This is a genomic window from Dolichospermum sp. LEGE 00240 (assembly GCF_015207875.1).
GTDB classification, from domain to species: Bacteria; Cyanobacteriota; Cyanobacteriia; order Cyanobacteriales; family Nostocaceae; genus Dolichospermum; species Dolichospermum gracile.
In genome coordinates, this window is the sequence record NZ_JADEVZ010000082.1 from 1 (window position 1) to 21,816 (window position 21,816).

Genomic DNA, 21,816 nt, shown 5'->3' on the forward strand with positions numbered 1-21,816 from the left:
TGTAATGTTCCAGATTGCATTGTGCTGTGGAAGGTTTGCTGATTTTTCTAATTGTCCGATACCTGATAAGTAGATGATACTTTTTATCAATACACTATTTTACTACTTTGTCAATGCGTAAGTCCTATAGATAACGTTTTCAGTGGTGTAACTTACACCCTAACTACCAACCTAGAAAACTTGAACCTAACCGGAATAAACGCAATTAACGGTACAGGTAACAGCCTCAATAATAGTATTACGGGAAATATAGCAGCTAACATTCTCACAGGTGGAGATGGTAATGATTACTTAAATGGAGTAACTGGTGCAGATACCCTCATTGGTGGAATTGGTAATGATAGCCTGTATTTGGGTTTAAACGATAATGTTGTAGATAACGTTAACTACGCTTTTGGTGATGGTACGGATACAATTTACCAATTTGTGCGCGGTGTCGGTGGCGATAAACTGAACTTTACAGGTATTGCCAATTTTGATGTTAGGACATTGGGTACTTCTACATTAGTAAGAGTTGGTGATGGGATTGGTGGTAATACTGGTTTTGGTACTGGTCAGTTATTAGTGACCTTATCAGGGACATCTGGATTTACCAGCGCCAATGCGAATATCAACCTCTTTGGTGGTAATTTCTTGTTCAATTAAAACGAACTTTAGCTAGAAGACAGGGAATCAATTCTCTGTCTTCCTGATTTACATCATCAGCCCATGATGTTTCGCTAAAAAACGCAAAAACGCCAACCGAAAAAAAGAGATTTATGGTATTGACAAACAAGTTTTAAAATGTTATCATGAAAGCGATAAGGAAGAACTATCTTGCAATAATAAAACGACAAGATCCCCGACTTCTTCAAGAAGTCGGGGATCTGATTGCAAACTAAACCTTACAGCATGGGAACAAACTGAGACTTATCAGGGACTTCCGCGTACTCAGCTACAATTTGCCGAAGTTCGTCACCATTAATGGTTTCTTTCTCAATCAACAAATCAACCAAACGGTCGGCGAGACTACGATGATCACGCATGATCTTCTTAGCGTTGCTATAGCATTCTTCCACAATCATTCTGACTTGAGCATCAATACGACAAGCGATCGCTTCAGAATACTCAGAACGGGTTGTCCAGTCACGACCCAGGAACACTTCACCCTGTTGGCTTTCCAGAGATAAAGGACCTAAATCAGACATTCCAAACCGTGTTACCATTTGTCGTGCCATTCCTGACAACTGCTGCAAATCTCCACCCGCACCGGTGGTGACTTCCGCTGATCCAAAAACTACTTCTTCAGCAGCCCGACCACCCAAAGCCCCGGTAATTCTGGCTTTTAGCTGAGAACGGCTAATTAGACCTTGTTCCTCATTAGGTGTAAACCAAGTTAAACCCTGAGCTTGTCCTCTGGGAATCAGAGTCACTTTTTGCACGGGGTCATGGTCTTTGAGTAAAGTTCCGACCAAAGCATGGCCGATTTCATGGTAAGCAATCAGACGCTTACTTTTGCTGTCTATCAAGGGAGTACCTTCCATACCAGCAACTACCCGATCAACAGCATCATCAATTTCTAGTAAAGTGATGCCTTCTTTCCGTCTTCTCGCTGTGAGAATTGCCGCTTCGTTGAGCAGGTTAGCTAAATCTGCACCGGTAAATCCAGGAGTCCGGCGAGCGATCGCTTCTAAAGATACGCTAGGATCTAATTTCTTATTTCTAGCATGAACTTGTAATACTTCTAAACGACCTTTAATATCCGGTGCATCTACAGTTACTTGTCTATCGAAACGACCAGGACGCAACAAAGCCGCATCTAGGACATCAGGACGGTTAGTAGCAGCAATAATAATAATGCCAGTATTGCCTTCAAACCCATCCATTTCTGTTAATAATTGGTTGAGGGTTTGTTCCCGTTCATCATTCCCACCACCAATACCAGCACCCCGTTGACGACCCACCGCGTCAATTTCATCAATAAAGATGATACAGGGAGCATTATCTTTGGCTTTCTTAAACAAGTCACGGACACGGGAAGCACCCACACCCACAAACATTTCCACAAATTCCGAACCGGAGATAGAGAAGAAAGGCACACCAGCTTCACCAGCGATCGCTTTTGCCAGTAAAGTTTTACCAGTTCCGGGAGGTCCAACCAACAGCACACCCTTGGGAATGCGAGCGCCCACAGCAGTAAATTTCTCAGGTTGCTTGAGGAAGGTAACAACTTCTTGTAATTCTTCCTTCGCTTCTTCAATTCCCGCTACGTCGTCAAACTTCACCCCAGTTTTCGCTTCCATTTGGAACCGAGCGCGGGATTTACCGAAATTCATCGCTTGTCCAGGCCCACCGGGAAGATTATTAGAACGCCGGAACAAAAAGAACAGGCCAGTAATCAATAGAACTGGGAAAACTAAATTACCCAAAAGTCCCCAGATTGCCCCATCATTTCGCATTGGATGGGCATCAAAACTAACTTGCTTCTCCCGCAGCTTTTGGATTAATTCAGGAGCATTCACAGGCAAATCTACCCGCCAGCGTTGAGTGCGGTTTTCGATGTCTTGGTCATTAGCTTCAATAATTGCGGTTCTACCACCATCGTATAGATCCACATTGGTAACACGATCTGCATCCAAGTATTCCAGAAAGCGCCCGTAGGTCATACGGGTGTTGGCAGCGTTTTTACTTGTATCCGCAGGAACGCCTGCAAAAGCACCTTGCCAGAAGAAAAAGCCGATTACCAAAGCCAACACCGACCAGAGTGCTACGACTCTCCAAGAAAATTTCATCTTTAATTTGCCTCTAGATACTAATATGACTGCTTTTGTAACGGATGTTTATAAATCCATTTTGTAATTTGAGCCATAAAACGTCGGGTTGCTTATGGCAGATTCATGAAGTTTGTCTAGAATCTTAATTAAATTTAACCTAATTCTCATACTAATACCAATTAAAAATTAAAAATTAAAACTTAGATGTTCCCAAAATCGTACACAGTAAGGATTTGGGGCTAGTTTATATTTTGCGATCTCTAATAGTTTTAGTTGCTATTGCCAGACGCTATAAAATTTCGCTTGTTACCTGTGATGCCAAGATTTTAAATTATCCCCATGTCAAGACAATTTGGGAAGTATGCGGCGAAGCGCGACCTAGTAATCGCTCTTTTGGGGATGTGAGGAGTGCGATCGCGAGGCTCTGCTGCCAGCAGTTCGCTGTTAGGAGGTGCGATCGCCGTAGGTATCCCACAAATAGCTCATAAAAACTTTTGCGGTTATAATTAGGGTTTGGGGACAGTGGTAAAAATCCGCGAAACCCTTTGTTTTGTTAATAAATGGTTTTAGGTTTATATGGCTAACGCCATCCTCCGCTATCAGCAAGTCCTACTTAGGGCTTGCTGAATAAATACAAGACCTATATATATATATATATATATCAAAGGTTTGAGTCTGCTAAAAAAGAAAATAGGTGCAAGATTTTTGAAGGAGATAGTCCCAAAAGCGTGGATTTTGGGTTGAATAAATGACAAAATTTAGGGATAACAGATAGCCCAAACTCTTGCCTGCCCTCACAGACAACTTTTTCAGCAAGTCCTACTTAGAGTTATAAAAGATTTGCTGATTCATAAAGTCTTCTGATAATAGCTGTAATTTTGATTCCGTAGTCTAAATCCGCAGACCAGCGCCCTGATAATTGATTAACTGAGGGAGCAACACCTCTGGTAACAAAACGGAATCGAGGATCTACTTCTGGCTGGACTAAAGGTTCTAAACTAGCATAGGCTTTTAAATGTTGGATATGCGCTCTGACACCGATTCTGGCGCTGGGAAATGATGCTCCTTCAGCGCCACCACCAACTGTACCCAAACCGGCAAAGTTATTTTGTTGGGGTTTAATGTCAGTTCCAAACCGTAAAAATCCAGTTTCTAAACACATTTGACAAAAAGCAATGTCATGATTTATGCCTTCAATAGTTGCTTCTTCTCGATATAGTTTGGGAAGGTCAGGAAATTGGGTAATGGCACTTTCATTATTGATTTTGAGAAATGCTTGTAATTGTCCTTCTGATGTATTGCCATTGGAGATCAGTTGTTCAACTTGTCCGGGACAAACTACTAAAATTGAGCGTAATTTTACTGTGCGTGAGGCACTATCCCAACCAATAGAAATATTTGATTCTCGAAGTTCTACGGCTTTGATATAAACTATTTGCCGATAGGTAATTCGGCGTAAATTAATTACCTTTGAGATATTAATTCGTAACCGATCTACTAAATCAATGGGGATGTAAGCATTACCGTTAATTAGTAGTCCTTGTTCTGAGTAATTTTGTCCATTGATATTGATGTTAATGCTGGGATAATTTTCAGTTGTTGGTTGCTGAGGATTATTTGCTTGACTCCAATTATTTAGTCCTTCGGCAATTCCGATGGCAAAATCACGACGACGACTTTGTAATAAAGCCCGATCTTCGGGACTGCTGAGGAAACCGACTTCTAGTAATATAGCGGCGATCGCCGTTTGACGACAAAATTGCAAGTTACCCAAGCCACTATCTGTATCTGGTTTGACTCCGCGATTGGGTAATTGGGGGACACGGCGCAAAAGTGCCGTTAATAACATTTCTGCATTTTGTTTGCGCTGATCATTTTTGGCAATATAAAATGCACTTGCTCCGCGCACAGTTGGACTATTAGCCGCATTGGCTTGAATTTCTAGTGCCACATCTTTGGTATTAGCACGAGCATTAATCCAGGTGATAGTTTGAGCCGCACTTAAATCGTCAGGAACAGCTAAAACTTCTAAATTCCGGGTTCGCAGTTCTATCACCACCAAATCCCGCAAAAGAATCATTTCCTTTGCTTCCGTTGTGCCACCAGCGATCGCACCGGGGTCATTTTTACCCGCTTCTGTGCCACCATGTGCCGCAGAAATAAAAATCCGTCCCATTTTTCCCTATTTCCGTTGTTAAGTCCCAGCAATTGCAATTCTATAAATTAGCGATCGCTTCTGCAATTCTTCTAGACACAAAAGGCAAAATTTCCCGACTCTTAGCCTGTTCTTTCCCTTCCGTAAACACCACCAACAAATAAGGACGCTGATCTGGTAATTCAATATAAGCCGCATCATGGCGGACTGTGCTTGTCCAACCTGCCTTTGACCAGATTTGACTATTTTCAGGTAATCCACCCCCTAAGAAGCCTGTAACTTGGTTCTCTTCGCCATCTTGGCTTAACTCTTCTGGCTTAATACTGCGTTTGAGTAAATTCATCATAGATTGCGATCGCTCACTCGAAACCGTCACCCCACCCACGATACTATGTAACAATCTCGCCGTCGCATCCGTCGTCACCATATTCCGATTTTCAAACATCTCCCCATAAAAAGCCCTTTCCCGTCCATAGGGACCATCACCCCAAGTCTTTTGACAGACATTAACCGCCTGCATTTCCTCCCACCCCAAAGACTGGTAATAGCGATTAATAATATTCCGTTGATATTTCCAAGTTTCAAAAGGGCCAGGACTTAACTGCGGACCAGAAGTAGTCCCACTGATGATATCCACAATTAAACTAGTCGCATCATTGCTAGAATCAACGATCATATCCCTCAAAGCCCGGTCTAACTCTCCCGAAGTTTGACTCATGCCTTTCTCTAGCCATTCTTGCACCACCACCAGATAAAATAACTTCACCACACTGGCCGGATAAATCCGTTCTCCCCCCCGATAGCTAAAACCCCGCACCGGATGTTCCCAAAAAGCATTAGGAGTCAGCGCACCACCCGTATTCACTGGTGCGGGAGGATCATATACCACCCAAGTTAAAGCAATTTGATTAGATGCTAAAGTTGGAAACTCTGCCCAAGTTGCCTCTAAAATTTGATTACCGATATTTTCTAGTTGTTGGTCTTGATTAAAAAAAATCATTTGTAAATAACTTCCTTATGGTATTCAGAGTCTAGTTTCTAGCTTGATTCTATCATTAACTGTATAATTACTGAGGTATGAAATCTGATTAAACTCATTTTAGGTAATTTAATATGATATTTGATTTAACAAAATTTAATCAAACTTGCAATCCTCATAAAACTATTGATCACCAAAATGACGAATGACACCTTTCATCGACATTGTCCGGTTTCTTAAACAGGAGAAAGGAGCTAATGTGTTTTTTACAACAATGATTGATCTGTATGCGATCGCTCCTGAATTACCGGGATTAGCCCAAGCCGAACCTCTACGCCCAAATCCCATAGAACGGGTCGAATTCCTAGAGACAAGTTTTGCTGCGGACATTGATGATCGACGATTCATCCCGTATATTCAATTGCATGAATATGAAGCGTACCTTTTTTCTAATCCCATTTTCTATAAATTATTTCCCCAAAAAATGAGTAATCTAAAATTAGCAGAATATCAATGTTTAACTAACTTGAATCTCTATGATTCTCCTGAATGTAACCGTTTAGCCACCCAAGCCGCCAGAGGACGACATTTACAAATAATATCAAATAATCTAGATAAAGCAGTTGCAGTATGTTTATGTGAAGATGACTATCCAGGATGGTTATCTGTTCCAGATTTGCAGTTTCTTCAACCCACAGAAACAAGATATCAACCCCAATTGATCTCAGCCGCAGAAATTCAACAACACATACCCACAATTATCGCTTTTACCCAAACAGCAAAAGCAGAAGATAATTATTACCTTTGGGGTGGCACAGTTGCACCTAATTATGATTGTTCTGGTTTAATGCAAGCAGCATTTAAATCTGTAGGTGTGTGGCTACCCAGAGACGCTTATCAACAAGAAGCTTTTACTCAACCAATTGATATGACTGAATTACAACTGGGTGATTTAATCTTTTTTGGGACTCCTCAAAAAGCCACCCACGTAGGATTATATTTAGGTAATAATTGCTATATTCACAGTTCAGGAAAAGAACAAGGACGCAACGGTATTGGTATTGACCAACTTTCGGAACAAGGAGACAAAGTTAGTCAGGCTTATTATCAACAATTACGTGGTGCTGGGAGAGTTGTAAAAAGTTATGAACCCAAGCCGCTTTAGAACTTTTATCACTTCTAGTGAAGGGAGGTGACAGGTGAGAGGTGCTACGCCACGGGGACAGTTTCAGCTATCTGTCATCCTCCTAACTCCGAACTCACGTATCATCAATCCTCAATCACCAGAAAAGAGACGCAAGAGCCTTTTTTTGCCTTTTTCCACTTTTTTAGCAAGCCCTAAATATAGATAAGAAATATTAATAAAACTTGACTAAGCAACATTTTTATTCATTTTTAAGCGACAATAGAAACATGAGAAAATAGAGTTAGAAGAAACAAATAGTTAAGCACTAGCTAACTGAGGAGAGGTGGAATATGACAACCCAAAATTTGCTCATCCCTCATGCTTATACGTATCTACTTGTAAAAATTAGCGTTTTAGTTTTAGCATTGTTGCTGTGGTTTGTATTTACAGCCGCACCCGTTGTTTAATTGCATTCACAACTTGGAGGATGTTTTAAAGGTTTATAGCTAACGCCAGGCTATGCTATCGGCAATATAATAGAGCCTCCGTCCCGCTGACGCGAACCCTACTACGCGAGAGAAGTCCACCTATTCCTGTAGAACGCTATGCGAAGGTGGAGTGATAAAAAAATCAGGGGTTCTGAACCCAAGAGGGTGGGTTTTGTCTGTGTAGCTGTGATTTCTAATCGCCCAAGGGAGTATGAATTTAGACTTTTAAAACATCCTCTTAGAGATGTTCAAGAAAACGTCTCTATTTTATGGACTTTAGCGATGAATATCTTTTTGAAAATTAACAGAATTAGTTAGCCAACCCCGTCGCCAAAAAAAGTATATTAGACTGGTGGCAATTAACGCCATTATTCCCAAACATAGCGGGTAGCCCCAATACCAATTTAATTCCGGCATATTGTGGGGCGATTTTTCGGTGTTAAAATTCATCCCATATACCCCAGCAATAAAAGTTAAGGGAATAAAAATAGAAGAAACCACCGTTAGCAACTTCATAATTTCATTCATTTTATTACTAATTGCCGACAAATACACATCCATTAAGCCAGCCACTAATTCTCGATAAGTTTCCACTATATCCATCACTTGGACAGCATGATCATAACAGTCTCGAAGATATATTCTCACGTCATCACTAATTAATTCACTACCATCTCTAATTAAAGAATTAATTGCATCTCTTTGTGGCCAAATTGCGCGGCGTAGTTGTAATAATTCCCGCCGAATTTGATATATTTTTTGTAATGTTTGCTGACTAGGATTAACGATTACTTCTTCCTCTAAATCATCAATTCGTTCGCCATAAAGTTCTAAAACCGGGAAAAATCCATCAATAATTGCATCTAATAAAGAGTAAGCCAAATAATCACTACCTTGTCTGCGGATAATACCTTTACTTTTATTAATTCTCATTCTCACACCATCAAAACAATCATGTTCAGGTTCTTCCTGGACTGTCAAAACGTAATATTTGCCTAAGACTAAACTTACTTGTTCACTATAAAAACCACTATTATTATGATTAGGTACAACCATGTAGGCAATAATCACTAATTGTTCTTCATAATCTTCAATTTTTGGTCGTTCTACCATATTAACAATATCTTCCAAAATCAGAGGATGTAAATCAAAAGTTTGACCTAAACGATGTAAAATATCTTTACTACCTAGACCTTGAACATCTACCCAAGAAACGGATTCTGTATCCAAATAGTTAAGACATTCTTCAGGGTAACTTATTTGTTTTTGAATGAGATCAGTTTGATTATAGTCAATGAGAAAAATAATTGGTTGTTCAGCATTTTCATCAACAATGATTGTTCCTGGTTCAGGATAGAACTCCTTACCGTGTGATTTCCTCATCGCTTTGATAGCGCGGCGAATTTTTTTAACCATAAATTTTTACTCTGTAGATATTACTGTTTAAAATTTTAACTCATATGATATAACTTTTTGATTTTACATTACGGAGGTAATTTCTATATACAAATAAAATAAAAATATGCTTATGCAACCAAATCATCAACCATTTTGGTTAATTGAAACTGAAACAAAACCATTGCAGCAGATTATAGGTTGTCCTTTTATTTTACCAGATGGACAGGTAGCGATCGCTCGAAGTTTACCACATTCCAGTTATGCAATGGTTGAAAGGAACTAAATCCACAGCCTGGTATACTCATGGACATCAAGGTAAAATCAAAATTATTGTAGATTAAATATCCCCTATTCCAGAGATATTCCATTTATGAATACTAGTGAAAATCTCATCTTAGTTGTCGGTTCTACCGGTGGAGTCGGACAACTTGTAGTTAGTAAACTTTTAGAAAAAGGCTTACCTGTGCGTATTCTCACCAGAAATGCCGAAAAAGCTGCAAAAATGTTTAACGACAACGTAGAAATTGCTGCTGGTGATATCTGTGAACCCAGTAGTCTCACAGCAGCAATGGTAAATATTACCTCTATTATTTGTTGTACAGGAACTACCGCTTTCCCTTCTGCAAGATGGGAATTTAATCAAACTCCCAACATTTTTGAATTAGGACTTGCTATCTTTAATCCTCATTTTCTAGAAGATAAGGCGAAAAGTACCCCGACTAAAGTTGATACCCAGGGTGTAATTAATCTTATATCAGCAGCACCAAAAAACCTAAACCGCTTCGTATTTGTTTCTTCCTGTGGAATTCTGCGTAAATATCAATTTCCGTTTAATATTCTTAATCTTTTTGGTGTACTTGACGCTAAAGAAAAAGGAGAACAAGCCATTATTAATTCGGGAATCCCTTATACCATTATTCGTCCCGGACGTTTAACTGATGGACCATATACATCCTATGATCTCAACACTCTACTCACAGCCACAAGTAAAGGTAAATTAAACATCATTTTTGGAAAAGGAGACACAATTTCCGGTGATACCAGCCGCATTGATGTAGCTGCAACTTGTGTAGAAAGTTTATTTTATCAAAGTTCTGTTAATAAAGTTTTTGAAATAGTCAATCAAGGAAATAGACCGACTATAATTGATTGGCAAAATCTTTTTTCACAATTATAAAAAAAGAGAGCAAAAAACATGAATAGCAGCAGCACTTAGCTATCGCATGATCTAGAATACATAGGGGTTGCTGAATAAAGCTAAAAGCGTTTATTTAGTAAAGGTTTTACAGATTTTTATCTCAAAACAAGTGCCAGGTTTTGGCTGATGGTGTCTCAAAATAGGTGCATTTTTCCTTGTCGGATTTGGAAAATTGAGGATATCCAGATAGTTGAAACTGTTCCCCGTTAAGAGTTCCCTGCCCTCACAGACAACTTATTCAGCAAACCCTAAATAATGTTTTTTGTCAATGGGTAAGTCCTATTAGCAATAAAGCCAAGCGAGAAGAATTCTGATCATGACCACATCTTCTCTCAGTAATGCTTTAAACTGTTTAAAAGTGCGGATAAAAGGACTTGAACCTTCACTCCTTTCGGAACTAGAACCTAAATCTAGCGCGTCTGCCAATTTCGCCATATCCGCATTCTTTTCTTAGGTTAGCACAACAAATTATTTATGGCAATAGGCAAAAGAGTCAAAATTTAACGTGAGTTCGACATAACGATAATTTGTGGAAAACTCACCCCACGTAGGAGTCTTAAGCCCTTATTCTCTCGTTGAAAAAATCATAACTCCGTTCGCGTAGCGTCTCCGAAGGAGAAACTCCTAACTCCTAACTCCGAACTCACGTAAATTTAAGTCCCAATTTCAAATTAGGGTATGGGGTATTGGTGATATCTTCCCATATCCCCCCCTTCTACATCACAGCCACACGAGGTAGACGGTGCTTGAAACCACAGAGAATTTCCCAAGAAATGGTATTGAGGCAGTTTGCCCAATCATCAGCGGATATTTGTTCTTTGCCCTGTTCTCCTAGCAAAGTAACTATTTCCCCTTCCTGCAAATCGGGAATGGAACTCACATCTAACATGATTTGATCCATTGTAATTGCGCCAATTTGCGGTACGCGCTGGCCACGAATTAACACCTGCATTTGATGGGAAAGACTCCGGGGAACTCCGTCGGCATAACCAATACCAACTACCGCCAGACGTATTTCCTCGGAAGCAATAAAATGATGTCCATAGCTAACTCCAGTCCCTGCGGCTATGGTTTTAACTTGGGTAACTCTGGCTTTGAGTTGTAAAACCGGTTGCAGTTTGATTTGATTTTGTAAATGAGTGGCAGGATAAAGACCATAAATAGCTAAACCCACCCGCACCATGTCATAGTGCAGTTCTGGATTTGTCAAGGTAGCGGCGGAATTTGCTAAATGCAAACTGGGAATTTTGATCCCTTTAGCTTTGATGTGTGCAGTTGCTTCTGCAAATCTTCTATGCTGTTCTGTCATGATTGTGGTATCTAGACTATCAGCAGTTGCTAAGTGAGAATAGATACTGGCAATATTTAAATGGGGTAATCCTTGTACTAACTGGACAAACTCTGCGGCTTGTTGCCAATTAGTGCCTAATCTAGACATTCCTGTATCCAATTTAATATGTACGGATAAAGAGGAATGATGGTTAATTGTTTCTAAGGTGTTAGAAAATTCTAAAGCTTGTTTAGGGCTACATAGTGTGGGCTGAAGTTGCCAATAGGCGATCGCCTGAATTTGTTCTGGTGTGTTGGTTGCCCCTAAAATCAGAATTGGGGCTTTAATACCATCTTCTCGTAATTGAATACCTTCGGGAACTGTTGCCACACCTAACCAACTAGCACCTGCTTCCAAAGCAGTCCTCGCAACTGTTACTGCCCCATGTCCATAGGCATCAGCTTTAACAACCGCCATTAATTGGGTACGTGGTGATAAAAACTTGACTAACTGCTTGACGTTATGAGACAAAGCTCCTAAATCAATTTCTACCCAAGCCCGCTGAGAAAACCAAGCATAAGCATCACATTCCTGATTGTCAGCAAAAATCGGGGTTTGCTTGCGACTTAACATTACACTTCACTCCTATCACACCACCGAAAAGCTTCTCACATCCCCTAGAAGCTCTATCACTTTAATCAGGAAGTTTAACTTTGATCCGGCGATTTATACAAGATAGTAGGATGAGCAATATTAGTGTATCCGCACACTCGAAAATATTTGATTACTAGAAGATAGTTCTTCCTTATCAGTCTCATCCTAACAGATATAAAATCGAATGTCAACCCCTACATACTCCTTTATGGCGATTTTGTTGGCAAATTTATATCCCCGACTTCTTCAAGAAGTCGGGGATCTTTCTTAGTTCAGGACAAAAGTATAAATTATTCTCATATCCCCAACGGAGTGTATTTGTGTTAATATATGTAAAACTAATACCTTGAGCGCAGATTCATGAGGAAGGTTTTAGTCCTGAACGCCTCTTACGAACCGCTCAACATCACCAGTTGGCGACGTGCCACCGTGTTGTTGATTAAAGGCAAGGCTGAACGCTTAGAATACAACGGTAAATTCCTTTACTCAGATTTTCCGATGCCAACTGTAATTCGGTTGCGTCATTATGTCCGCGTTCCCTATATGGAAATTCCGCTGACTCGAAGGAATATCTTGCATCGTGATAGCCATACTTGTCAATACTGTGGTAACACAGGAGACGGGTTAACTCTGGATCATGTCATGCCAAGATCACGGGGAGGTGAAGATACCTGGGAAAATATCGTCACGGCTTGTGTCCGCTGCAATATCAAAAAAGGTTGTCGTACACCGCAAGAGGCGCGAATGCCTTTGCGTCATTTGCCTCGCCAACCTTACAGTAGTCTCTACTTTGAGGTAACAAAGCATCTTAAAAGTGGAATGCATCAGGAGTGGCAAAAGTATGTCATAGGTCTTTGACATTATATATACAGCAGGAGTCAGGAGTCAGGGGTAAAACTGGCTTGGTATCAGCTTTGCAGTTATATCCTGCACCTCATTGATATGCAATTTGCTGTAATTAACGACAAGAACTCAGGGCAAATTTCACCTGTAGATATATCTGCTTGACCAAATTAGGTCAATGACAGTGACTACAAGTGGGTGTTTCACTTGTTTTTGTCCAGAGCCTACTACAGCTTGTGGGAAGTTTCCACTAAGCTGATATTTTCATGACCGCAGCATCCGATTATCTTAATTTCCAGGGGTGGTGCTTTGTCTGCTAAAAGAACGATATATAGATAGATTTTGTTCTTAACTGATAATTTGTTACAATTACGAGTAGATGATTTGCCACCAAGAAATTGAGATCTCAACTTGGACACAGAGCGTCAATAATAGCACAATTCAAATGAATATTCAAGATAATTATCAGATTTTTTCATGAAAATCTGCATATTTGTTTAGACAAAATCACAAATTATGAGGTTGTATATAACTCAAGAGGTACAGTACACTTGACTTTCAGCATTTTTGTAGCACTTTAGTTGGACGCAATAGATCCTTGGCTTATGCTATTGACGAAAAATCAACCACTTTACAGATTGCCAAAAGAATTAATTTTAGATTTTGCCAATTTTCATGGAGCGTTATCAGCGCACCGTTGCTTAGATTGTATCTGAATGGATAGCCCTATTTTCCCCGCTTAGAAATACAGTTAGTTACTTATGTACGTGAATTATCCACCTTCTAAATTTGAGAGTTTATCATTGACCACAGATCCGCATCCAGAGGAATTAGAAGTAGAGAAAGAGGTAATTGAACTTCCACCGTTAACCCGGACTCCCTTACCATCCTCTAATGGTGATGGAGGCAGCTATTTAGTGCAGCGTGGCAATTCTCTAGCATCTCAAAAATCAGAGGAGTTACAGAAGACGCTGCGTGCACATCGTCATGAACGCCAGTTGGTGATTTTACAAGATTTTCCTGATCCTGATGCTCTTTCTTGTGCTTGGTCTTACCAATTAATTGCCCAACAGTATGATATCAAGTGTGATATTGTTTATGCGGGAACTTTAAGTCATCAGGAAAATATTGCTTTAGTTAAGCTAACTAATTTACCTGCTCAACGTTGGACAGTACAAACTTTAAAAAATAAAGACTTGTCATCTTATCAAGGGTTTGTGTTAATTGACAACCAGGGAACTACATCTCAATTATTACCAGCAATCCAACAAGCGGGAATTCCCCTGATAGTGCTGGTGGATCATCATAGTTTACAAGGGGAACTCAAGTCAGAATTTGTTGATGTTCGTCCTTATGTGCGAGCTACAGCGACAATTTTTACTCAATACTTACAAGCAGGATTATTAACTTTAGATAATAGCATTAGTCAGCACGTTAAATGTGCTACAGCTTTAATGCACGGGTTACGCTCAGATACAAATCGGTTGATGCAGGCACAGGAAGAAGATTTTATGGCTGCTGGGTATTTGAGCAGGTTTTATGATGCTCAGTTACTAAATGCTATTTTGCAAGCAAATCGTTCTAAGCGGGTAATGGATGTAATCGAGCGATCGCTTAAGAACCGCATCGTTCAAAACAACTTTTCTATAGCTGGTGTTGGTTATTTGCGCTATGATGACCGGGATGCAATTCCCCAAGCGGCTGATTTTCTCGTGACTGAGGAAAATGTGCATACAGCAGTAGTTTATGGAATTGTTCATGATGAGGATGACGAATTAGAAGTAGTGATAGGATCTCTGAGAACCACAAAACTGACGTTAGATCCTGATGAATTTATTAAAGAAGCCTTTGGACAAGATAGTGCTGGGCGATTTTTCGGTGGCGGGAGGACCGGTGCTGGAGGCTTTGAAATTCCGATGGGTTTCTTATCTGGTGGTAATGAAAATTCGGCTTATGCCAAAATCAAATGGGAAGTTTTCGACGCACAAATCAAACAGAAATTATTGAAATTGGTAAATCCTCGAGATAATCCAATTTAGTCTTACAACAAATTCAAAGACTTGATTAATTTAGGGTTTAGCATTGCTAAACCCCTACATACAATAATTATGGGAATGAACCTCAATTAGTTGTTGAATTACGTATAAATAAACCGGATTACTATATAAAGAAAATAGGTAACCGTTCACGGGGGGTACAAAAAACGCTCTATATGAGATTCCACGAAAACAGCATGAAAAACGTTATAGATTTGATTTTTTTAGGTCATTTGAAATTCGCAAAATCTCTATATCGGTTTGCAAATCGTTTTCCAGCCAATTTAAGAACCATTCGTTAATATGTCAAGTTGCCTGAAAAACCCAACAGACAAAGCTTTCAGGTTTTTTAATAAATTCTCACCCCCTGTGAACGGTTACCAATTTATTGAAGATTATCTGCTTTTTTAAACCGATATAGTTCTTGAATAAGCATCAATCAATTTTAATTTGAAATATTTTGACAAAATCTGACTTCAATTATTGCTTTCAGGTAGTGCTAAAAAAGGGTTAATTACCCTACGAATTTCTTGGACTTCTTCCAATGAAACACCTAATTTATATGCCATACGGTTATGAAGTTCCAATTCTGAAAACTCAGCTTTTCCATCAGCAATAGCAATTTGCCAAGCTACACATAACATAATAAGTATATTTACTAGATATCGCTTTCTGACTGTTATTTTTACGAATAAACACAAAAAAATAAGCTCTGAGTAAGTATTTCAATAACAAAGTTGAATTAACGCCAAAGTAACCATTATCGTAATTACCAGGAATGAAAGGACGACTCAAATTCAGCTTGATAAAAATATGCTACATTAAATATAAATAGTAAAATACTAATCCTATATAAACAAAATGCAAACTAATAAATATCCCTTCGCTCAAGAATTGATTACTGATATTGAAGGTACTATTAAAAAAGTAGTCATTGATTTTCAAGACTATTTACGGTTGATAGAAGCTATAGAAGATGAAGGACTTATTCTAGCTATGAAAGAAGTAGAAAATGAGAAACCATTAAATATTGATGAAGCTTTAGCGGATTCGCATAGGTGATTATCGTCTTGGTATTATTTTCGATGGTGAAATATTAATTTTTAAAAGAGTTTTACACCGAAAAGAGATTTATCGCTATTTTCCTAAATAGATATTTTTGTGAAATAGGATTATGGTTTAAAATCAACTATATCAACAAAATCCCCATACCCAAATGAGTAGAGAATTTAATGTAATTATTGAACGAGATGCTGATGGTTACTTTGTCGCATCTGTACCTAGTATCCCTGGTTGTCATACCCAAGCAAAATCTTTAGATGAATTAATGGAAAGAATTAGAGAAGCGATAGAACTGTGTTTAGAAGTAGATGAAAATCAAACAGAACCTCTAGAATTTGTAGGTGTGCAAAGAATTGCAATTGAAGTATGAGTAAATTACCAAGTTTAACAGGAAAAGAAGTCATAGCAGCACTTGGTAAAGCAGGTTTTGAAGTCATCAGAGTGCGAGGAAGTCATCATATTCTTGTACACATTGATGGAAGAAGAACCGTTGTTCCCGTCCATGCTGGTGAAACAATTGGAACTGGATTAATGACACAAATACTCCGTGATTGTCAATTAGATAAAGAAGAATTTAGAAACTTACTTTAAAATAGGTAATCGAGGAGTTTTTGAAATAATTATATAATTATATGAATAAGGGTTTAGCAATGCTAAACCCCTACATAATTTATTGATTTTTTGCTAATAAAATACCTACTGCCAAACGTAGATAAGTAGAAACAAAACAATCCAGATAACGTCAACGAAGTGCCAAAATAAAGAAGTGGCATTTATCCCAAAATGGCCATTATCAAAATTACCAGGAATAAAAGAACGCAACAAGACAATTAACTGTAATAAAATACCCGTGAAAACGTGCAAACCGTGAAAACCAGTTAATAGATAAAACATTCCGCCAAAAGTACCAGAAGTAAAGCCAAATTCTAATTGACTCCATTCCACCGCTTGGCCATAGAGGAAATAACCACCCATAGCCATTGTTAAAAATAACAATAGACGATAGGTTTTTAAGTCATGTCTTTCCAGGGCTTTTTCGGCGAAATAAATCACAAAACTACTAGCAACCAAAACAACAGTATTAATGCTAGGTTCTTTTATTTCCAAACCAGAAACACCAGCTGGTAACCAATTAACAGTAGAAGTTTTGTAGATAATATAGCCAGCAAAGAAACTCAAGAAAATGACACTTTCAGATAACAGAAACACAATAAAACCAAACATTTTATTGCCTTCTTCATCATGCTCATGACTAACATGATCCAAATCATCAGGAGAAACAGAACTATCCATTGTTAAAAAACTCCAAAACTAGGAAACTAGTAATTAGGAAAAAAGTAATGAGAAAAACTATAGCGATTCTAAATAAGACGTAAAAAATTCTCTTCCTTCTCTTCCTCTGCGCCCTCTGCGTCTCTGCGGTTCGTTATAAAAAAAAATCAAATTTACACATCAAATAGAATCGCTATATTACCCATTACTCATGTTCAGAAGATGCCATTAATTCAGACTTACCATAACCATAAGGCTCACAAGTAACAATCGGAATTTCTTCAAAATTCTCAACAGGTGGGGGAGAAGAAATAGTCCATTCTAAACCAATTGCTCGCCAAGGATTAGCAGGAGCTTTTTCTCCATCCATCCAAGAAATTAACATATTGAAAATGAAAGGAAGAGTAGACATTCCTAACAGAAAAGAACCCAAACTAGCGACAATATTCCAACCAATTAATTCAGGTGCATAGGAAGCAGCGCGGCGTAACATCCCTTGCAAACCTAATGGGTGCATGGGTAAGAAATTCAAATTTGTGCCGATAAATGCTAACCAAAAATGGATTTTTCCCCAACCTTCATGGAACATTCTCCCAGTCATTTTGGGAAACCAATGATAGATAGCTGCATACATTCCCATAGTCACAGTTCCATAGAGAACATAATGGAAATGACCGACGACAAAATAAGTATTATTAACGTGAACATCTACTGGAACAGAAGAAAGCATAATTCCTGTAATCCCAGCAAACACAAACATTACCAAACCACCCAAAGCAAATAACATGGGTGTAGTGAGGCGAATTTTGCCACCCCAAATAGTTGCCACCCAAGCAAATACCTTAATCCCTGTGGGGATAGATACAAACATGGTTGTCACCATGAAGAATAACCGCATCCAAGCAGGTGTACCACTAACATACAAGTGGTGAACCCAAACAATACCGCTAACTACGGCAATTAACATCGAAGAAACCGCAACAACTTTATAACCAAATAAAGGTTTACGAGAATAAACTGGGAAGATTTCTGAGAAAACCCCGAAGATAGGCAGAATAATTACATAAACTGCTGGGTGAGAATAGAACCAGAAATAATGCTGGAACATCACCGGATTTCCGCCTTTGCTGGGGTCAAAAAAGGCAGTTCCCACCGTAATGTCCAGCAATAACATCACCGCACCTGCTGTTAAAGCTGGGAGTCCAAATAATTGGATAATTTGGGCGCTAAATACTGCCCAAACCATTAACGGCATTCTGAAAAATCCCATACCAGGCGATCGCATCTTCACAATAGTGGTGACAAAGTTTACTGCCCCCATAATGGAAGATACCCCGGAAATAGCTACCGCTAATAACCAGAGAACCTGACCTGTAATTAAGTTACCTGTGGGGTTCTGGGTGCTGACGGGGGGGTATGCCCACCAACCAGACTGGGCGGGACCACCAGGGACAAAAAAGCTGGCTATCATCAAAATACCGACCACTGGAACCATCCAAAAGGCGGCGGCATTGAGACGGGGGAAAGCCATATCTCGCGCCCCTATCATGATGGGAACGATGTAATTGGCTAATCCCACAAGGGAGGGAAATGTCCACAGAAACAGCATCACTGTTCCGTGCATGGTGAACATTCCGTTATATACGGTCCGGTCTATTAAGTCAGCTTCGGGGGTGATGAGTTCTCCCCGCAAAATCATGGCGAAAATGCCACCAACGAGAAAGAAAACAAACGAGGTAACGAGGTATTGGATACCGATAACTTTATGGTCGGTACTAAAACTGAAGTATGTTTTCCAGGTTTGGGGGGGATGTTGGTGATGTGATTCACCAGAGATAGGAATGGGGATGTTAGTCATTTGTTAGTTATCAGTAGTCAGTGGTAATGAAAATTAGGGAGTTAACCGGGGAAATTAACTAAAGGTGGTGCGGCGGGTTCAACGGTTTTCCAACCGCTATCAATGCCGTTTTCGATTTTTAGGGCATATTCGGAAGCCGCTTGGTTAGGGGCTGGGCTGGGTGTTTGACTCGCAGCTTTGCTTAACCATTGCTGATATTCGCTAGGTGATTCAACGATGACTTTGGCTCGCATGGTGGCAAAATATGTACCGCTATACTGGGAGTCGGTGAGGTCATAGGCACCAGGGCGAATAGGGGTAAATTCAAAATCGAGGTCTTCACCAGGAATAATGTCTTGTTTGAGGCGGAAAGCGGGGACATAAAAGCCGTGAAGTACGTCTTCTGAATGCAGATTTAGACGAATACGGCTACCCTCCGGTAAATGCAATTCTGTACTGGTAACGTTGCTTTCTGGGTAATGAAACACCCACGCCCACTGTTTAGCGAAAACATCAATATGTTCTACACCCTCACCTACTGCTGAAGCTTCATCTGCTACCGCATAGGCGGTTTCCATCTTCATCGGATTATGTAGGTGTAGCTGGTGAGCAGGTCCTTGGATACCCATTTCTTCGTAAACTTGGTAACTATAACCAGCAATCCATAACACCAACATAATTGGAATTGCCGTCCAAACCACTTCTAAAGTAACGTTACCTTCAATGTGAGGACCATCACCTAAATCATTGGCTTGCGCTCGATGGAAACAAATAGAATAGAAAAGAGTAGCAGTTACTCCCAGGAAAATTAAAGATCCTAATGTTACCAAAAAGCTAAATAAATCATCAATCAGATGAGATTCAGCAGCCCCTTGGGGAGGAAACCAAGAATAAGCCTGTTTACCAATCCATAGACTAGTCAGAGTTACCGCAACTGCCCCAGTAACTATGGTCAAAAAGTTGAGAAATTGCCGAATTTTCATAATGGTCAGTTGTCAGTTGTCAGTTGTCAGTGGTCATTTGTGAATTGTTAGACAAGAATCTTTACACCAATCACCAATTACCAATCACCCATTACTTATTACCAAATATCTGATTAATGTCTTGTCCTGCTCGCAGTAATTTATCCGCTGTATTGTGAACACCGAAATCTGCTGCTAGGTGCGCTCCTAATGTGCCATGAAAATACATCAACGACATAATAATTACACCCACAACTAGATAAGAAATTTGTACTTCTCTCTCTTCGTATTTGCCAATAACGTAACGTTGCCAACCTCGCCAAAAGGTCATACCGACAATCATCGCTAATAGCAATACACCGCCCACACTATGCCACATCATTGTCGGCATTGCTAACATTCCCCAAGGACTTTTGATATCTGCTGGTGGGGCTGCCAACAACATTTCATAAAAACCTGCACCAACAGTGAAAAATGTAATCACAGATGCAGCAAAAATGTTGTACCAACCCACATCAAATAATTGATAACGTTCGACTTTAATTCCCAAAAATTTGAACACCCATTTTTCCAAAGGGAAGAATACACCTAAAAGATCAAAGATAATGGCAATGATGAATAAACCTAATGTTAGGTGTACTAAATTAGGATGAATCGGAATGGCATAAGGTAAACCATTTGCACCCATTTGGTGACTAATTTGGTCTAATAATTCTGAATTCATGGCAAGATTCTATCCTTTACCGCTTCCACAACAGGTACAGTGTGTAAGCCATACACCCATACAAGTTCATCACCAAGATATACTTGAAACCCAACCAGGACTGTTAATAAAACTGCGACAGCTATGTAATGAAATGGGAGTTTTTTTGAGTTACGACTCCGCAACACATAACGCCAAGCTGTAATTGCAGCAATAATACCTGAAAGTGACCAACCGATAAGAGTATGAACATTTAATACTGATTTAGCCAGTTCGTAGGGTTTCGCTAAACCAGCTTCAAATTGACCAAAAATAATGGCCACAAAAATAGCTACTGTGGCAATACACATATTCCACCAACTCACCTCAAATAAGGTAGTTTTCCCAGTGAAATAGCCGGCGATATCACAGAAAACAGAAAATAAAACCATCGCAATCACGAAGTGAACCACGATAGGATGTAAGGGATCTGGATATGGTAAATTATGCTCATTCAATGAAGTGAAAAAATCCAGCATTCAATTCTCCTAGACTTACTACTCCTTAGCCAAACTTGAATAATTGCTAGATACTCACTAACATCAATAAATTATTTGATAAATCTGCTGTGAGTTCGCTGCAATGTATAACCAAATAGCCAATTACTTTTGGTCAAGTTATTTCCTCATGGTGACAACAGCAATTATGGATGTAGCTAAACTAAATCACTGTTAGAGGTTGAATTTACTAGATGTAAATTTTTATGAATTGTCCAAAAAACTAAAAGCAGAACTTCTAGAATTAATGAGAGAGACAACAACAGATTTTGATCTTGGCTCTATTACAATATTTTTAAATCAAAACCAAATATTTTTATGTTTATTGATGTACAACTACAAATTATCACTTTGTAATTTAAGAGACCGAAATATATAGTTTTTACAGTAAGTATGATCTGGGTTGAATAAGATTTCAACCCACATTCCGCAGATACTAAAGCAAATTTAGGAATTAAAAATTTAGAGAAAGTAAAGCCTGAAAAGATTGCCGAGCAAAGATTTCAGGCTTTTATTTGTTAAAATAGTGTAATCAAATAGAGAG

The 21,816-nt window shown here is 39.2% G+C and carries 20 protein-coding genes and 1 tRNA gene; 9 read left to right on the forward strand and 12 right to left on the reverse strand.

The annotated features are described in order from the left end of the window. The first annotated feature begins 180 nt into the window (after positions 1–180). Positions 181–645, forward strand: coding sequence for a hypothetical protein (locus IQ226_RS20960; protein WP_304511107.1), 465 nt, complete (start codon positions 181–183; stop codon positions 643–645). A 239-nt stretch (positions 646–884) separates the two neighbouring features. Here the strand turns inward: IQ226_RS20960 and ftsH2 are convergent, their stop codons facing one another. The 3 genes from ftsH2 to IQ226_RS20975 form a co-directional block, all read right to left on the reverse strand. Continuing rightward, positions 885–2,771, reverse strand: coding sequence for an ATP-dependent zinc metalloprotease FtsH2 (ftsH2, locus tag IQ226_RS20965; RefSeq protein WP_193898622.1), 1,887 nt, complete (start codon positions 2,769–2,771; stop codon positions 885–887). 811 nt (positions 2,772–3,582) lie between these two features. Further along, positions 3,583–4,929, reverse strand: coding sequence for an N-acetylmuramoyl-L-alanine amidase (locus tag IQ226_RS20970; RefSeq protein ID WP_193898624.1), 1,347 nt, complete (start codon positions 4,927–4,929; stop codon positions 3,583–3,585). 40 nt (positions 4,930–4,969) lie between these two features. Beyond that, positions 4,970–5,908: a serine hydrolase gene (locus IQ226_RS20975; RefSeq protein WP_193898626.1), complete on the reverse strand. Its 939-nt coding sequence runs from the start codon at positions 5,906–5,908 to the stop codon at positions 4,970–4,972. Positions 5,909–6,161: 253 nt separating this feature from the next. Here IQ226_RS20975 and IQ226_RS20980 point away from each other — a divergent pair, with 253 nt between their 5' ends. Beyond that, positions 6,162–7,052, forward strand: a complete 891-nt coding sequence (locus tag IQ226_RS20980) for a DUF4276 family protein (RefSeq protein ID WP_370567205.1) — start codon at positions 6,162–6,164, stop codon at positions 7,050–7,052. A 725-nt stretch (positions 7,053–7,777) separates the two neighbouring features. Here IQ226_RS20980 and corA read toward each other — a convergent pair. Further along, positions 7,778–8,917 carry a magnesium/cobalt transporter CorA gene (gene corA / locus IQ226_RS20985; RefSeq protein WP_193898630.1) on the reverse strand — a complete coding sequence of 380 codons (1,140 nt, stop codon included), beginning with the start codon at positions 8,915–8,917 and terminating at the stop codon, positions 7,778–7,780. A 106-nt stretch (positions 8,918–9,023) separates the two neighbouring features. On the opposite strand from corA, the gene IQ226_RS20990 reads away from it, so the two are divergent. Then, a complete protein-coding gene (locus tag IQ226_RS20990; protein WP_193898632.1) occupies positions 9,024–9,182 on the forward strand; it encodes a hypothetical protein in 159 nt (52 codons plus the stop codon). 87 nt (positions 9,183–9,269) lie between these two features. Then, the gene (locus IQ226_RS20995) at positions 9,270–10,076 is read left to right on the forward strand and encodes an SDR family oxidoreductase (RefSeq protein WP_193898634.1); all 807 of its coding nucleotides are present in this window, start codon (positions 9,270–9,272) and stop codon (positions 10,074–10,076) included. A 380-nt stretch (positions 10,077–10,456) separates the two neighbouring features. Here the strand turns inward: IQ226_RS20995 and IQ226_RS21000 are convergent. Next, positions 10,457–10,538 (reverse strand) — tRNA-Leu (locus IQ226_RS21000). Between the two features lie 274 nt (positions 10,539–10,812). After that, on the reverse strand, positions 10,813–12,000 hold the full coding sequence (alr, locus tag IQ226_RS21005; protein WP_193898636.1) for an alanine racemase: 1,188 nt from the start codon (positions 11,998–12,000) through the stop codon (positions 10,813–10,815). A gap of 381 nt (positions 12,001–12,381) precedes the next feature. On the opposite strand from alr, the gene IQ226_RS21010 reads away from it, so the two are divergent. Together IQ226_RS21010 and IQ226_RS21015 are read left to right on the forward strand one after the other, a co-directional pair. After that, a complete protein-coding gene (locus tag IQ226_RS21010) occupies positions 12,382–12,879 on the forward strand; it encodes an HNH endonuclease (RefSeq protein WP_027401145.1) in 498 nt (165 codons plus the stop codon). A gap of 746 nt (positions 12,880–13,625) precedes the next feature. After that, positions 13,626–14,903, forward strand: a complete 1,278-nt coding sequence (locus tag IQ226_RS21015; protein WP_193898638.1) for a bifunctional oligoribonuclease/PAP phosphatase NrnA — start codon at positions 13,626–13,628, stop codon at positions 14,901–14,903. Between the two features lie 473 nt (positions 14,904–15,376). Here the strand turns inward: IQ226_RS21015 and IQ226_RS21020 are convergent, their stop codons facing one another. Continuing rightward, positions 15,377–15,544, reverse strand: a complete 168-nt coding sequence (locus tag IQ226_RS21020; protein WP_193898640.1) for a hypothetical protein — start codon at positions 15,542–15,544, stop codon at positions 15,377–15,379. 217 nt (positions 15,545–15,761) lie between these two features. Here IQ226_RS21020 and IQ226_RS21025 point away from each other — a divergent pair, with 217 nt between their 5' ends. The 3 genes from IQ226_RS21025 to IQ226_RS21035 all read left to right on the forward strand — a co-directional run bounded on the left by IQ226_RS21025 (position 15,762) and on the right by IQ226_RS21035 (position 16,553). Continuing rightward, entirely contained in the window at positions 15,762–15,962 is a 201-nt protein-coding gene (locus IQ226_RS21025; RefSeq protein WP_193898642.1) for a hypothetical protein, read from the forward strand. 154 nt (positions 15,963–16,116) lie between these two features. After that, positions 16,117–16,332 (forward strand): type II toxin-antitoxin system HicB family antitoxin, encoded by a 216-nt coding sequence (locus IQ226_RS21030; RefSeq protein WP_193898644.1) that lies wholly within the window; start codon positions 16,117–16,119, stop codon positions 16,330–16,332. Continuing rightward, complete coding sequence (locus tag IQ226_RS21035) at positions 16,329–16,553, forward strand: type II toxin-antitoxin system HicA family toxin (RefSeq protein ID WP_193898646.1); 225 nt, start codon at positions 16,329–16,331, stop codon at positions 16,551–16,553. Before IQ226_RS21030 ends, IQ226_RS21035 begins: the two co-directional genes overlap by 4 nt. 105 nt (positions 16,554–16,658) lie before the next feature. Here the strand turns inward: IQ226_RS21035 and IQ226_RS21040 are convergent, their stop codons facing one another. From IQ226_RS21040 to IQ226_RS21060, 5 genes are all read right to left on the reverse strand, one after another. Beyond that, the gene (locus tag IQ226_RS21040) at positions 16,659–17,255 is read right to left on the reverse strand and encodes a heme-copper oxidase subunit III (RefSeq protein ID WP_193898648.1); all 597 of its coding nucleotides are present in this window, start codon (positions 17,253–17,255) and stop codon (positions 16,659–16,661) included. A 184-nt stretch (positions 17,256–17,439) separates the two neighbouring features. Next, the gene (locus IQ226_RS21045; protein ID WP_193898650.1) at positions 17,440–19,092 is read right to left on the reverse strand and encodes a cbb3-type cytochrome c oxidase subunit I; all 1,653 of its coding nucleotides are present in this window, start codon (positions 19,090–19,092) and stop codon (positions 17,440–17,442) included. A gap of 41 nt (positions 19,093–19,133) precedes the next feature. Continuing rightward, positions 19,134–20,054, reverse strand: coding sequence for a cytochrome c oxidase subunit II (locus tag IQ226_RS21050; protein ID WP_193898652.1), 921 nt, complete (start codon positions 20,052–20,054; stop codon positions 19,134–19,136). 91 nt (positions 20,055–20,145) lie between these two features. Then, positions 20,146–20,757: a DUF2231 domain-containing protein gene (locus IQ226_RS21055; RefSeq protein ID WP_193898654.1), complete on the reverse strand. Its 612-nt coding sequence runs from the start codon at positions 20,755–20,757 to the stop codon at positions 20,146–20,148. Further along, positions 20,754–21,254 (reverse strand): DUF2231 domain-containing protein, encoded by a 501-nt coding sequence (locus IQ226_RS21060; protein ID WP_193898656.1) that lies wholly within the window; start codon positions 21,252–21,254, stop codon positions 20,754–20,756. The genes IQ226_RS21055 and IQ226_RS21060 overlap by 4 nt, the downstream gene beginning before the upstream one ends. Positions 21,255–21,816: the final 562 nt, after the last annotated feature.